At 61.4% G+C, this 13,612-nt stretch carries 15 protein-coding genes; 5 read left to right on the top strand and 10 right to left on the bottom strand.

Annotation, left to right across the window (positions count from 1 at the left end):
• Positions 1 to 9 precede the first annotated feature (9 nt).
• Positions 10 to 702 carry a hypothetical protein gene (locus tag ACNAOT_RS19290; protein ID WP_420179010.1) on the bottom strand — a complete coding sequence of 231 codons (693 nt, stop codon included), beginning with the start codon at positions 700 to 702 and terminating at the stop codon, positions 10 to 12.
• 94 nt (positions 703 to 796) lie between these two features.
• Positions 797 to 1,369, bottom strand: coding sequence for an MOSC domain-containing protein (locus ACNAOT_RS19285; protein ID WP_420179009.1), 573 nt, complete (start codon positions 1,367 to 1,369; stop codon positions 797 to 799).
• Between the two features lie 76 nt (positions 1,370 to 1,445).
• On the opposite strand from ACNAOT_RS19285, the gene ACNAOT_RS19280 reads away from it, so the two are divergent.
• From ACNAOT_RS19280 to ACNAOT_RS19270, 3 genes are read left to right on the top strand one after another with little or no spacing between them, the layout of a single operon-like run.
• Entirely contained in the window at positions 1,446 to 1,883 is a 438-nt protein-coding gene (locus tag ACNAOT_RS19280) for a hypothetical protein (protein ID WP_091470293.1), read from the top strand.
• A complete protein-coding gene (locus tag ACNAOT_RS19275) occupies positions 1,880 to 2,071 on the top strand; it encodes a helix-turn-helix transcriptional regulator (RefSeq protein WP_420179008.1) in 192 nt (63 codons plus the stop codon). The genes ACNAOT_RS19280 and ACNAOT_RS19275 overlap by 4 nt, the downstream gene beginning before the upstream one ends.
• Positions 2,072 to 2,126: 55 nt before the next feature.
• On the top strand, positions 2,127 to 2,915 hold the full coding sequence (locus tag ACNAOT_RS19270) for an alpha/beta fold hydrolase (protein WP_420179007.1): 789 nt from the start codon (positions 2,127 to 2,129) through the stop codon (positions 2,913 to 2,915).
• Positions 2,916 to 2,942: 27 nt separating this feature from the next.
• Here ACNAOT_RS19270 and ACNAOT_RS19265 read toward each other — a convergent pair whose 3' ends face one another.
• On the bottom strand, positions 2,943 to 3,422 hold the full coding sequence (locus ACNAOT_RS19265) for an NUDIX domain-containing protein (protein WP_420181200.1): 480 nt from the start codon (positions 3,420 to 3,422) through the stop codon (positions 2,943 to 2,945).
• Between the two features lie 238 nt (positions 3,423 to 3,660).
• Between ACNAOT_RS19265 and ACNAOT_RS19260 the strand changes: the two genes are divergently transcribed.
• The gene (locus ACNAOT_RS19260; protein WP_420179006.1) at positions 3,661 to 5,037 is read left to right on the top strand and encodes a hypothetical protein; all 1,377 of its coding nucleotides are present in this window, start codon (positions 3,661 to 3,663) and stop codon (positions 5,035 to 5,037) included.
• Between the two features lie 108 nt (positions 5,038 to 5,145).
• Here the strand turns inward: ACNAOT_RS19260 and ACNAOT_RS19255 are convergent, their stop codons facing one another.
• The 3 genes from ACNAOT_RS19255 to ACNAOT_RS19245 all read right to left on the bottom strand — a co-directional run bounded on the left by ACNAOT_RS19255 (position 5,146) and on the right by ACNAOT_RS19245 (position 6,942).
• Positions 5,146 to 5,319, bottom strand: coding sequence for a hypothetical protein (locus ACNAOT_RS19255; RefSeq protein ID WP_166660328.1), 174 nt, complete (start codon positions 5,317 to 5,319; stop codon positions 5,146 to 5,148).
• 8 nt (positions 5,320 to 5,327) lie between these two features.
• Complete coding sequence (locus ACNAOT_RS19250) at positions 5,328 to 6,476, bottom strand: glycosyltransferase family 2 protein (RefSeq protein ID WP_218649243.1); 1,149 nt, start codon at positions 6,474 to 6,476, stop codon at positions 5,328 to 5,330.
• A 295-nt stretch (positions 6,477 to 6,771) separates the two neighbouring features.
• Positions 6,772 to 6,942: a hypothetical protein gene (locus ACNAOT_RS19245; protein WP_178994140.1), complete on the bottom strand. Its 171-nt coding sequence runs from the start codon at positions 6,940 to 6,942 to the stop codon at positions 6,772 to 6,774.
• Positions 6,943 to 7,369: 427 nt separating this feature from the next.
• Here ACNAOT_RS19245 and ACNAOT_RS19240 point away from each other — a divergent pair, with 427 nt between their 5' ends.
• Positions 7,370 to 9,403 (top strand): rhamnogalacturonan lyase, encoded by a 2,034-nt coding sequence (locus ACNAOT_RS19240; RefSeq protein ID WP_420179005.1) that lies wholly within the window; start codon positions 7,370 to 7,372, stop codon positions 9,401 to 9,403.
• A gap of 96 nt (positions 9,404 to 9,499) precedes the next feature.
• Here ACNAOT_RS19240 and ACNAOT_RS19235 read toward each other — a convergent pair whose 3' ends face one another.
• The 4 genes from ACNAOT_RS19235 to ACNAOT_RS19220 form a co-directional block, all read right to left on the bottom strand.
• A complete protein-coding gene (locus ACNAOT_RS19235) occupies positions 9,500 to 10,186 on the bottom strand; it encodes an SRPBCC family protein (RefSeq protein WP_420179004.1) in 687 nt (228 codons plus the stop codon).
• Between the two features lie 205 nt (positions 10,187 to 10,391).
• Positions 10,392 to 11,624, bottom strand: coding sequence for an amidohydrolase family protein (locus tag ACNAOT_RS19230; protein ID WP_420179003.1), 1,233 nt, complete (start codon positions 11,622 to 11,624; stop codon positions 10,392 to 10,394).
• 1 nt (position 11,625) lies between these two features.
• Positions 11,626 to 12,111, bottom strand: coding sequence for a GAF domain-containing protein (locus tag ACNAOT_RS19225; RefSeq protein ID WP_420181199.1), 486 nt, complete (start codon positions 12,109 to 12,111; stop codon positions 11,626 to 11,628).
• A 5-nt stretch (positions 12,112 to 12,116) separates the two neighbouring features.
• Positions 12,117 to 13,505 (bottom strand): MFS transporter, encoded by a 1,389-nt coding sequence (locus ACNAOT_RS19220; protein ID WP_178994163.1) that lies wholly within the window; start codon positions 13,503 to 13,505, stop codon positions 12,117 to 12,119.
• Between the last annotated feature and the right edge of the window lie 107 nt (positions 13,506 to 13,612).

The raw sequence follows: 13,612 nt of genomic DNA, 5'->3' as shown, positions 1-13,612 counted from the left end.
CTGGCCCAGCTACCCGCGTCGGCGGGCCAACGCGTAGGAAGGTTCACGCAGTCGCCTCGTCCAGCCGTACGTTCCTGCTGTTGGAAGCGGATTGAGGACCGGATCATATCGCTCAGCGGTATCTTGGCCCAGGGAGTCGGCGAGGCTGAGTGTCAACGTTCCGAACCTGGTCCACGGACCCAGCGGACTGGCGTGATGGAGTTCAAGGATCCACGAACCGCTGCCAAGGAGTGAGCGGAAAGCGCTCGGTTCGACGGGCAACCTGTCCGGGCTCCTGATGGTCCTTGCTGCTATCAAAACGGGGCCGCCATCAGACTTGTAGGGCATCATGCTGGAGAAAACCGCCGCCGCGGCATCCCGACGGAGCCGGAGGATGAAACGCCCAAGTCCTGTCGGTCCGGTGGTAGCAAGAAGCATGTCCGAGAGTTTGTCCTGCTCTGTGAAGCGCACGGCCAGTCCGATGATGTCCGGGAAGGCATCAGGCAGTCCGATCGAGCGGGAAAGCCTGGCATCCACCACGTTGCTCCCGGCGGTGTCCAGCCAAGGGATGCCCGAGGGCGCGCGCACACTGGAGTCCCTTTCCAGAGTTCCGACCAGCTGGATGCCCTTTGGGTGGATCGGCCTCTGCGGACGCACAACCTTGATGGCCCGGAAGACCGCGGCAAACGCGGATCCGGCGACGGCTTGCACTTTGCTGCTCACGGTATCCACCTGACCACCCTATGCGGCGAAACGCTTGATTGACAGGCTCCTGACTTTCGCGGGTGCATCTTTTGCAGGCGCAGGGTGGAGATGGTCAGGGCAACCGCGATGGGCGCAGCACGTTGGCGTCCCCGGCCTTCCTTGGGTCGAGCGGCACAGGACTACTCAGCACGGCGGGACCCCGATGCAACACGCCTCCGGCGATCACCTGGCATCGGACGCCGCCGCGCCCCCGCATCGCCTTATGGGCGCCCGGGGCAAGCATTTCATCCATCCACGCGCAAGGATGAGCCGGTCGCCCGGCTTTGAGCCGCACAGTGTCCTCACCGGACTCAAGCGTGAACTCATGGCCAAGCAAAGGCGCCAACTCCACTCCCCGCAGGACAACGTTCCGCCGGGTCAACAGGGGATCCAAGGGACCGGCCTCAAGTTTCGACGCGATGGCTTCCAGGGCCTCCACCGCGAACAACGTCACGGCGGCGTCCATGTGTGCGGCCTTGCCGAAGAACCTGTCGCCAACAATGCCTTTGCCCGCCACCAACTCGGCCTGTTCTGCGTCGGTAGTGAGGACGTCTGCGGCCCCTTCGCGGGCACGGCCAAAGTAGGCGTGGGCCGGCGACACCAAAAGGTGCAGCACATCGACGTCGTACCTGTACTCAGCGGTCATCCCTCAACGCTAGACCCAGCTTGGACAGTACGCATCAGCTATTGCCTGCCAAAGTAAAGGATGCTTTACTTTTCCCATGAGTAAAGCTTCCTTTACATCGAGGCGGGCGCCGGCCCACCACTACGTCTTGGCGATCATCCTCGGCGTCATCCTGACGGTGGTGGTTTCCGTCGTGGTGGGAGCATCGAACCCGGATGACTTCTGGCTCGCTGCAGCGATTGGCGCCCTTTGCGCCGCCTACCCGGCGATGTCCCTGGGCGGCAAGGTGTTCGTATCCAATCACACGATCACCCGCGATCCGCACGGCGAGCAGAGCGTGGAATTGCAGTGGATGCGGCAAGCGGGAGCGGGGGCTTTCCTGGATGTCCTGGTCGCTATCGTGGTCGCTTCACTGGTGCTGGCCATCGGCCGTTTCGCCGTGGACGCACTTCCGGTCCTTTTTGGCCTGATTGCCCTGAGCGCGGTTGACGCCGGGCTGCGATACGTGGCCATTCGCCACCGCGCGCTCAAGTGAAGAACAACCTCGCGGAGCGGCGCACCCAACGGCGCTGGACACAGGCGGACCTGGCGGCGGCACTTGGAGTTTCCCGGCAGACCGTCATCTCGATCGAGCGGGAGAAGTTTGATCCCTCGCTTCCGTTGGCCTTCCTCATCGCACGGACGTTTGACTGCGCCATTGAGGACATTTTCACCGCGGACTAACGTGCTTGTGTCCCACGCCGCAGCGCTTTGAGCCCCTCCCGGATACTGTGGCACGGTGAACTTTGCTGAGGCCGCCGACGGCGCTGAAATCGCCTGGACATCGGAAGGCGAAGGTGAGCCGATGCTGCTCATCGCCGGACAGGCGACAGCCATGGATGGTTGGGGTCCGACGGCGGAGCTTCTGTCGCGCTATTACCGCGTCATCCGCTTCGATCACCGGGGGATAGGTCGGAGTGGGAAGGGCGAAGCCGAGCGCTACACTACGCGGCTCCTCGCGGAGGATGCAGCAGCTGTCCTTGACGCTGCAGGAGTGGATTTAGCACACGTGTACGGTCATTCGATGGGTGGTCGAGTTGGGCAGTGGCTCGCTATCGACTACCCGCAAAAAGTCCGCACGCTGATCCTCGCCGCAACGAGCGGTGGAAGATCGCCGGACGCCGGAATGCAGCCGGACAGGGCGGCCTTGGATGCGCTGGTTAGTGGTGACATGTCCCGGCTTGAACCGCTCTTCTTCGACGCGGATTGGGTCCAGTGCAATCCCGCGGCGACGCACACGTTCTTCAACTCCCACGCGTCAGCATGGGCCAAAGCGCGCCACTTCAAGGCCAGCCGCGAGCACGATGCCTGGCAGGACCTCAGCTCCATCCGGTCGCCGACTCTGATACTTCACGGCGTCGAGGACGCGTTGACGCCCTTGCCCAACGCGCTGCTCCTCCGCGAGCACATTCCCCGCTCGGTGCTGGTGAGGGTTCCTGGTGCTGGCCATGGCTTGCACCTGGACCATCCCGAAACGGTTGAGTGGATCCGGCAATTCATCGCCGGAAAGAGCCGTTCGTCAGGATGATTGGCAGGCCTGCTTGGGTGGTCGGCCCTAGAGGGAATGCCCACCAAGGTGCCGGACCAAGGCATCGACGATAGGGAGTTGCCCTTTGACGAGCTTTGTCCGGGCCACGGATTCTTCAAGCCACCGGGCGTCGTCGATCTCCGGGAATTCCTTGATGGCACCCGAGCCCTTGGGCCATTCCATGGGAAAGGTGTTGCTGACAATCTGCTGAGGTTGAAAGTCGCTGGCTTCGGCAGTGAACGCGGTGATTAGTTTGCCGGAGGGCTGCCGAAAAACGCCCAGGAGGTCGTAGTGGGCCGCTGGCGGTGGTGTGCCAATTTCTTCGGTGAATTCCCGTTGGGCGGCAACCAAAGGGTCTTCGTCCTCGGGGAATTCTCCCTTGGGAATTGACCAGGCGTGTTCATCTTTGCGGGCCCAAAAGGGCCCACCCATGTGGGCTATCCACAGTTCCAATTGACCGGCGGTGTTTCGTCGGTGAAGGAGGATGCCTGCGCTGCGTATTGTGATGTGCCCTCCCGGGGTCAGACCCTGCGCGAAAATTCTCAACCACGTCAAGGCTACTCGTGGAGTTGGCGCCGTTATCCAATTGATGTTGTGTGGACGAATTTGCCTGTTCATTTCGCTTCCGGCAGGACCCTGGCTACTTGATAATCGAGGACAGGCGTTTCTCGGGGGGTGGAACGTCGCTGCGGTCAGCGGCATCAGCCGTTGACGGTTCCGGGCGCATCAGCAGGAGGAAACAGCTATGGCATTGTCAGTGAGGCTCCTTCCACGTGGGGGAAGAAAAGCAATGGGGTTGGCCGTCGTCGTTGCGGTTGGCTTATCGATGTTCACAGGAATAGGCCCCTCGCATGCAGCGGACACCACGCCCATGGCTGAGGATCCTGGCCCCGTGGGCAGCTTTGCGTGGAAAGGGTTCAACTGGCAGAAGCGCTTTTGGGGCGGGGCGCCCATGTATAACGCGAGTTGGGATGCCAATAACGTGAGCACCCCGGACGCAAACGGGTACGTCAAGTTGTCCATCAGCAACCCCACGGGATCGGCTCCTAAGGGAGCGGAATTCCAATCCACGCGTGAAGGCTTCGGCTACGGAACGTACAGCACCACCGTGGAAAAGGATGTCAGCGCCCTCCAGAAGGAAGTGGTGTGGGGATGCCTGTTCACCTACGACCCCAATGCGGTGCCTGGCTATACGGAGATTGATCTTTGTGAAGCCTCGGCCTGGGGTGGGGGCGCCGCCTATGGTGAAAACTGGCCCGTGACCCAAGGGCATGGATATTGGTTTGACGCCAGCTTGCCTCCGGGGCAGGGAAACAGCACCGTCACTTTTGATGTCACCAATGCCCCGATCCTCACCCACAGGATGGTCTGGGAACCAGGCAAGCTGACCTACGAGACATTTGCCGGGGAAGGCTACGACGGCACATTGCTCAAGAGGACCGTTTTGGAGGGATCCACGGTCCCGCTCCCGGCCAAGGAACAGATTCACTTCAACCTCTGGGTAACAGGCGGTGGAGGCGGAGATGCAGCACACGTGGTGCCCGAAACAGTCACCATCCGGGACTTCTCCTTCGTTCCCGCGAACCAAGGTCAGCTCGTTGCGCCAACACCCACCATCTCAGGCGCAGCAGCCGTAGGCTCAACATTGACCGCAGTTCCGGGAACCTGGACCACCGGGACCGCCCTGAGCTATCAGTGGTTCCGGAACGGCACGGCTATTGCCGGCGCAACCAGCGCCACCAGGGTCCTCGCCGCCGCGGATCAGGGCACCAGCCTGACGGTCCGCGTCACGGGAACCAAGGTCGGCTACGCAACTGCCGTCAGGGAGTCTGCTCCCACGGCGATAGTAGTAGCCGGGACTTTGGTAGCACCTACACCGACTATCACGGGAACGCTGACAGTGGGTTCAACGCTTATTGCCAATCCTGGTACGTGGACGTCCGGGACCACCTTGACGTATCAGTGGTATCGCTCCGGTGTGGCAATCCCCGGGGCAACGGCCCGTTCATACAAGCTGGTGAGTGCTGACCAGGCTGACGCGATGAGCGTGCGGGTTACCGGCACTAAAGCCGGCTACACCACGGTGGTCAAGTACTCAGCCAGCACGACCCCGGTGCAGTAAGCCAACAAGGCTGTAGACCAGTACGGCGAATACAACAAACCCGCCGTTGTGTCGCGCTGGAGGTAGCGACACAACTGCGGGTTCGTTGCCTGATGTGGTTCTTTTAGCCTACTTTTGTGCCCGGACTGGAACGATCCTCTTAACGGCGAGTCCGAGAGCCAGCATGGCAAAGGCCGCCAGTGCGAACCAGAAGAGGTCTCCGGCTCCGGTCAATGCGAGCGTGCCTGAGCCCATTCCAGCTGCTACTGCCCCTGTCACCGGGGTTACTGCGTTGTTGTACATGAGTCGATTTACCAAACTTTCTTTCTGTTGAATGCTGCATCCAGGTACGCCTTGGCGTGGACAGCCTGGAGGAAGATATCGATGACGGTTTCGTACATGGTTGCGGCCAGGAGCATGTACCTCCAGCCCCGGTAACGCACAGTGACTATGCGTTCCAGGATGAAAATGCCGGTGACGGTAATCCAGAAGGGCTGAAGGTTCAGGCCCATGCCGGAAATCAACGCGAACAGGAGGGAGCCGAAGTAGGCCAGCGTCACTAAGACGCCGATCATGGAAAGAAACTGGCGTCCCCAATATGGCCTGGTTACTTTGGTCCATCCATATTGCACGCAGTTCTCCACCGCGCCGCGCTTCCATCGCAGTCGCTGTGACCACAGTTCACGCCACGTGGGCATGACCTCGGTGACCAACGTGCAGTTGGATGGAGATGCGATGCGGTAGCCCAGGGTCAACAGGGCAAAGGAGAGTTCGTTGTCCTCGGTCAGCACCGAGGTGTCATAGACGCCGCCGTTGCCATTGCCGGGAGGGAGCATGCCCTTCAACCGGGCGGCCACGACGTCCCGCAGTGTCTTGACGCGGAAAAGCGCCGCTGTGCCGGTGACTACCAGGCACTTGCCGTGAAGTCGCTTCACGTCACGCGCGTAACGGGCGTATTCGTTGCGCTGCAGATGGCCAACAAAGCCGCCGCCCGGACCGCCGCTGAACACCCCGCCCACAGCGCCTAGCAGTTCGTCCGCGAGCAGGTTCCTGGTGGCGTTCTCGATGAAGTCGAGGGCCAGTTGCGAGTCGGCATCCTGGACCAGGAACAGGTCCTCCGGGTCAGCATCCGGAAGGAGCTCGCTGAGGGCGAAGTTCAGGGCACCGGCCTTCTTGTCTTTGTTGCCCACGGTGCGCATGACTTCGGCGCCCTGAGCGAGGGCAAGCTCTTCGGTGTCATCGGTGCAGTTGTCTGCCACCACGATCACGCGGTCCGGGCGCTGAGTCTGGTTATTCAAGGAGAGCAGCGTCTCGGTGATGCCGGCAGACTCGTTGTGTGCCGGAACCAGGACGGTGACCACCCCGCCTGGCGCCCGGTGGGATCGTCGCGGCCTGACAACCGTCTCCGGCGCGTTAGCCGGGGCCGGTGCAGCTGCATTGGCCGTGGTTTCCGTGAGCACTGTGATCCCTCCGTTCGTGCGTTGAAGCGTTGACTCACTTAGAGTTCCAACGCGAACGCAAGATCAGGGGAGGGAAACCATCAAGGAAGTCTCAAGGTTCCATCAGGACTTTCTGTATGGCGTCACGAACAGGGGGTAAGGCCCACTGGTGCCAATTCCCCGGTGGAACCCGGACTTGTTCGCGTCACGAGCCGTACAACGCCGGGGGAGGCGTACAACTGCGGGAGGCGCTTAAACGCAAAAGGACGACGTCGGGAGGTCCCGGCGTCGTCCTCTTGCGTAGTGCTTGAGCTGCTTAGCGGTTCAGGCTGACCGTGAAGGTCTTGGGGCCGCTCAGGGTAACTGCGATTCCGCAATTTTCGGCGGCAGCGCGGTGTGAGAGGGATTCAATGGCGGCATCGATGGTGTGGTCGATTGCCGACTTGTCCCAGATTTTCAGCGTGATGGAGTCAGTATGTGTCGTCATTGTCAGTACTTTCACTCAGGCCGTTAACAGCCCCAAGCTTCTTCGCAGGGGCCGCATCCTCGTCGGTGAGGATTGCTGATTCAGCTTGTATGGGAACGAACTCCCTCATTCATGGTTCATGCTGCCCACCACGGTTGACAAGTAAATCCGGCTAAGTGTGACCGATTGCACGTTGCTCATGACTCCGTGTAACCGCCAAGAGTAACGGTACAAAATCGAACATTCCCCACCGAAATCTCACAGTCATTTCGCGTCAGACTCTTGACCGCGTGATTCACGCGCTGGTAAACCTTGTGAGCGGAAAGCGTTTTCTCATGTCGCGGCACCATCGCCCCAAGGTTGGAGGTGCTTCTGTTCGTGGTGTGTGAAACGTTCCAATCGAAGAGCGACAGATCCCCCTGCCGCCCAGCATCAAAGGAGATGTTCTTTGGCTTACCCCTCGAAATGTTCCTACCGCAGTACCGGTGGCCGTGTATGGAAGGCCGTCCCCATGGCGGCCTCCGCTTCACTCGCTGCCGCGGCCATCGCACTGACGGGCGTCCCGCTCGCTCAAGCAGCCCCCGCCCAACTCCCGCAAGCAGCGCAAGCCGGCCGCCCCGGCGTCGTGCCTGCTGCGAAGGATCCATCCACCCTCAAGCGGCAAGTGGAGAACCTGGACCGGGCGCCGGTTGCTGTCCTGACGGATCAGGGCGTCACGGTGAGCTGGCGCATGCTCGGCCTGGACAAGGACAGCGTCGGCTTCCAAGTCCTGCGCGACGGGGTAAACATCACCCCGGAACCCCTCCGAAGCGCCACAATGTTCGTGGACCCGGATGGAACGGCGGAGTCCAACTACGTCATCAAAACCGTCGGCAATGGGCAGGGCGAGGACAAGCTGAGCGAAGCGGTGACGCCGCTGGCGCAGAACCATGTGGCCATCAAGCTGGACAAACCGGCCGATGGAGTGACCCCAGACGGCAAGCCCTACACCTACTCCGCCAACGATGCGACTGTCGCTGACCTCGACGGTGATGGCAAATATGAGGTCATTCAAACTTGGGCACCTTCCAACGCCAAGGACAACTCCCAGTCCGGATTCACGGGCAACGTCTACGTGGACGCCTACAAGCTCGATGGCACCAAGCTGTGGCGCATTGACTTGGGCCGCAACATCCGCGCCGGCGCGCATTACACCCAGGTTTTGGCCTACGACTTCGACGGCGATGGCAAGGCTGAGGTTTCCCTCAAGACTGCCGATGGCACTCGCGATGCCGCCGGAACGGTCATCGGGAACGCCGACGCCGACTTCCGCAACAGTGCCGGTTACATCCTTTCCGGTCCTGAATTCCTGACCGTCTTCAATGGCAGGACCGGCACCATCATGGACACTGTGGCCTACGAGCCCCCGCGTGGCACTGTCGGCGGCTGGGGCGACAACTACGGAAATCGTGTAGACCGCTTCCTGGCCGGAGTGGCCTACCTCGACGGGGTACATCCATCCATGATGGTCAGCCGTGGCTACTACACGCGCACCGTCCTGGTCACCTACGATCTGGTGGACGGCAAGCTCGTGAAGCGCTGGACCTTCGATTCGAACCTTGCCGGGGATGAATACAAGGGGCAGGGTAACCACAACTTGTCTGTTGCTGACGTGGACCAGGACGGCAAGGACGAGTTCGTCTTCGGTTCCATGACCATCGACGACAATGGCCAGCCTCTTTACAACACCAAGCTTGGCCACGGCGATGCCATACACACCAGCGACCTCGACCCGTCCAGGCCTGGGCTGGAGACGTTCGCCGTCCACGAGAGCATGAGCCAGAGCGGCAACCGTGGAGCAACATTCCGCGACGCCGCTACCGGTGAAGTCCTCTGGAGCATCCCCGCGGCCAGGGACACCGGTCGCGGTGCGGCAGGTGACATCGATCCCCGCTATGCCGGAGCGGAAGGATGGGCCGTCGGAGGCACGGCCGCGTGGGATTCACCCGTTGGTCAGTTGGTATCGGCCAAGGGTGAGCTGATCGCCGGGAAGATCCCCGCCGCGAACTTCCTGGCATGGTGGGATGGTGACCTGCTCCGCGAAATTGTGGACCACGACTATGACGCAACGTTGTCCCGCGGCGTTCCCACCATCTCCAAATGGAACTGGGAAACCGAGTCCAGCGACCGGCTCCTGACTGCCGAAGGTGCACGCAGTAACAACACCACCAAGGGCAACCCGTCAGTCCAAGCGGACATCCTGGGTGACTGGCGCGAAGAGATCGCCTGGCCGTCCACCGACAGCAGCGAGTTGCGGATCTACACCACTACGGCCCCCACCGAGGTTCGCCTGAGGACCCTCATGCATGACACGGTCTACCGCACAGCTGTGGCCCGCGAAAACGTCGCCTACAACCAGCCGCCGCACCCGAGCTTCTTCATTGGTGAGGGCATGCAGGCTCCGGCGATTCCCGACGTCGTCTACACGGGGACCAAGAAGTAGCCGGTTCCCTGCGGGCGAAGGCCCTTTAACACAGAGTGCTTAACAAGTGAGTGCCGCCCGGGTCGCGTTGAACCGGGCGGCACTCGACATTTAGGTTCAGCGCTGTCCTGGCAGCCATCCGCTCTGGGGCGGGATGAAGCCTGGGCCGCGGTCCTCGTCCTTCTGCCGTTCGGCGGCACTGCGGGTGTCGCTGTCAGCGGTTTCATCGGAGTCGCCCTCAAGGTCCACCAACCCGTTGGTTTGGTCAAAGACGTGGGTGACGGGATCGACGATCGGCGGCGAATCCGAGGTGGGGGTGCCGGAAGTCCCCGTGCCGGTGGCGCTGGCCGTGGTGGTTGACCCCGTGGTCTCGACGCCGGTCTCCGGTGCCTGCTTCTCGATGTACTCCTTGAACTTCTTCAAGTCTGACTCAGCCTGCCTTTCAACAATGTGCAGCTTGTCTCCCAGGAATTCGAGGACGCCGTGCGGTTCGTATTCCAGGGACAGATGCAGGGACATCTGGCTGGGGCCCGCCTCCTTGAAATCAACCCAGCCGGCATTCTTGGCACCCTCGACGGCGGCCCAGGCTACAGCGCGGTCCACGTCCTGCTGAACGATCTTGGCTTCCCAGCGGCGATGGACGCCCGCTATTTCGGCCACCCATTCCAGCCGGTCGTCGCTGAGCCGTGTCACGCGCTCGACCCCGCCCATGAAGTGCGGAAACTCCTCGAACTTGGTCCACTGCCTGTAGGCCGTACTGACCGGAACGTTGACCATGATGGTCTTGTTCACTTTCGTGGTCATCATGTCCTCCTACTCGATATTGATCAGCATACTTACATTATCGAGCTTTTGGGAGGGTAATAACAGGCCCGGTCAGCCCAAACGCTCTCTCACCTAACGGCCCCTTCCGCCCAACGCTCTATCACCGGGTGATAGAGCGTCGGCGGAAATGGCGCGTTAGGTGAGAGAGCGTCGGGAAGGACTGCACACGCGGCAGGCACAGAAGCTAGGAGATCACCCGGCCATTCTGGATGAGGTACTCAAGATGCCCGGAGATGTCGGCCAGCACGGAAATATCCGCAACAGGGTCGGCCCCGAGGACCAGCATGTCGGCATCTGCACCAGGCGAGATCACGCCAAGTTCACCTTCGCGCTCAAGCAGCAGCGCCGCCGTCGTGGTTGCAGAGCGGATGGCGTCAATTGCCGGCTGGACCTTGCCGAGCAGCCTGAACTGCTCGTTCTGGTGTCGGTGCATCCCGCCCAGAAGGTCCGAACCGAAGGCCATTTTGACTCCCGCTTCGTGGGCGCGGGCGATCGCTTCGAGTCCGCTGGTGAGTACGGAATCCACTTTGGCCCACATTTCCTCCGTGAGCCCGAATTCCTTGCCCTCTTCCTTCAGCGCCCAGTAGGTGACAAGGGTGGGGACCAGGAAAGCGTCCTTTTCCAGGAATAGCTTGAGGCTCTCGTCGTCCAAAAGGTTGCCGTGTTCGATCGAGCGGACACCTGCTTCCAGGGCGCGGTTGATAGCGCGGGCGGTGTAGGCGTGGGCGGCGACGTAGCGGTTGGCGGCTTGGGCCTCTTCCACGGCGGCGCGCATCTCTTCCATGGAGTACTGGGTGGAGTCGATGCGGTCCGTGGGAGAAGAGACGCCACCGGATGCCATGATCTTGATGTGGTGGGCGCCCTTGCGGATCTCGTCGCGAGCGGCGGCGCGGACAGCATCCACGCCGTCGGCCACGCGACCGATGCCGCAACAGCCGCGTCCGTTAGGGTCATGGTCTTCGCCTGGCAGGCGCATATCGCCGTGACCGCCGGTCTGGCTGAGCGCGTGACCGCAGAAGTGGATCTTCGGACCCTCGAGCAGACCTTCCTCCTGAGCCATCGCCAGCCCAAAATCGGCGCCGGACAGGTCTCGGACAGTCGTGAAGCCGCGACGCAGCATCTGTCCCATGACCCGGGCCGTCTGCGCGTAGACGTAGGACGCCGGGGTGTAGGTGAGTGAACGGAAGTCGGCGCTGGAAGCCACCACGTGGACGTGGGCATCGATCAGGCCAGGGATAACAAATTTGCCGGTGCCGTCGATGACCCGCGCGCCGGAGGGCATTTCGGCGTTCGGCCCGACGCTGCTGATCTTTCCGTCAACGCTTACGACGTCGGCAGTGGAGAAAGTGCCGGCCTCAACGTCCAGGACGCTCGCGTTGCGGATGACCAACGGGGTGGTTTCTGGGGTGGTACTCACGTTAAACGATGTCCTTCGCAGGGGTTTCGGGGGCTTTGGTGGGATGCGCTTCAAAGGCCTGAACCAGTTCAGCCCGGTTCGCGTTGATGACGTCGACGGCGGTTTCCACACTTTCCTGCGTGTACTTGCCTTCTGCGTCCAACAGGGCCAGGACGCCCACAACATTGTGCTGCTGGTCAAGGACGGGCACGTTGATGACGGCGCCGCAGCCCAGTTGCTGGATGAGTCCGGAGTCTGAAAAGACTTCCCGTAGCGCTTCCAGATCGGGGGCGAGGAACGGCTTCTTGTCCTCAATGACCGTTCCCAACCAGCCGGGGGAGATCTCCACGGTCTTCTCGCCGCCTACCGGGTATTCGGCCGGGTGGCTGGTGAAAAGTCGCTTCAGGCTGGAGCGTTCCGGAATCCACTGCAGGGCGGTGAACAGGATGACTCCTGGTCCCTGCTGGATTGCCTCGAAGGTTTGCTGGAAAACTGCGTCTGCATTCATCGCTTTCACTTGCTTCCTGCCGCGGCCGGATCATGTTCGGCGCGGGCGTTGATGTCCTCCAACGACTTGCCCGCTGTGGAGGCGCCGAAGATCACGACGCCCAGCACGCCGATGGTCAGTACTACCGTGGTCATGGTGAACACTCCACCGAAGCCAAGGGAAGCGGCGAAGATGCCGATGATGGACGGAGCCAGGATGCTGCCGATACGGCCTACCGCGCTGGCCAGGCCGACACCTGTGGCACGCATCCAGGTGGGGAAGAGCTCCGGAGTGTAGGCGTAGACGCCGGCGTAGGTTCCGTTAAGGAAGAAGGACAACGTTGCGGCTGCTACGAGGATCATGCCGGAGTCGTTGGATTGGCTCAACCAGAAGGCGCTGATGGCCGATCCCGCCAAGTACAGGGCAATGGTGTTCTTACGGTCAATCCGGTCACACAACCAAGCGGCGGAGAAGTAGCCCGGGATCTGCGCCAGATAAATGAGGATGGAGAACTCGAAGCTCTTGGTGATGGTGATGCCGCGGCCTACAAGGAGGGTGGGAATCCAGGAGAAGAAGCCGTAGTAGGAGAACGTGATGACGAACCAGATCAACCAAATCACGGCGGTCCGGCGACGCATGGCCTTGGACCACATGAACTTGAGGGCGTTCCAGATGCTGATCTTCTGCTCGTGTTTAGTGATCTCTTCCTCGGCAGGCGGCAGGGGCGCGAGTGGTTTGCCGGTGGCCTTCACTACGCTCTGCTCAAAACGATCCACCACTTCCGTAGCCTCAGCTATGCGGCCACGACTGATGAGGTATCGCGGTGATTCCGGCAGGCTGCGGCGCCACCAGAGAAGGAGCAGGATGGGAATTGCAGTGATCACCTGGGCCCACCGCCAGCCGTCCTCGCCCAGCGGGACAACGAAGCGGCCGATGAGTGCAGCGCCCACGAAGCCGAAGGAGAAGAAGCCGGCCAAGGTTCCGATGAACCAGCCGCGACGCCTCGGAGGAATGAACTCGGAGAGGAACGGTGCAATGATCACACTTTCAGCACCTGCACCCAAACCTGCAAAGATCCGTGCAATGAGGAAGACTTCAAAGTTCGGGGCCATGGCCGCCACCACTGACATGACGCAGTAGAAGGCGAGTGCCCAGAGCATGACCTTCTTACGGCCAAAGCGGTCGCCCATCCAGCCGGCCAGGATTGCGCCGAAGAAGAAACCGAACGGGGCCGCCGAGCCCACCAAGCCGAGGCTGGCGGTGTTGAGGCCCCACAGTTCCTGGATGCGCGGGAGCAGGAAGGCGACCACAGCCCCGTCCATACCGTCGAACGAGTAGCCGAGGCCTCCAATGAGGAGAAGCTTGTAGTGTGGTCGACTGAGAGCCAGACGATCCAAGCGTGCTGTGAGAGACATGGTGATTCCTGCCAAAGTGGGCCAAGTTGTACATTTTGAGGAATATGCACGGGTCTGTGCAGAAGCGATGTATCGAAGTTACGGCCAAAGTGTGAGGTAGGTCAATA

Origin of the sequence: Paenarthrobacter sp. TA1.8 (genome assembly GCF_048595705.1) — a bacterium.
Classification (GTDB): Bacteria; Actinomycetota; Actinomycetes; order Actinomycetales; family Micrococcaceae; genus Arthrobacter; species Arthrobacter nitroguajacolicus.
Note: the sequence above shows the minus strand (reverse complement) of the source record. Positions and strands in the feature narration are given on the sequence as shown.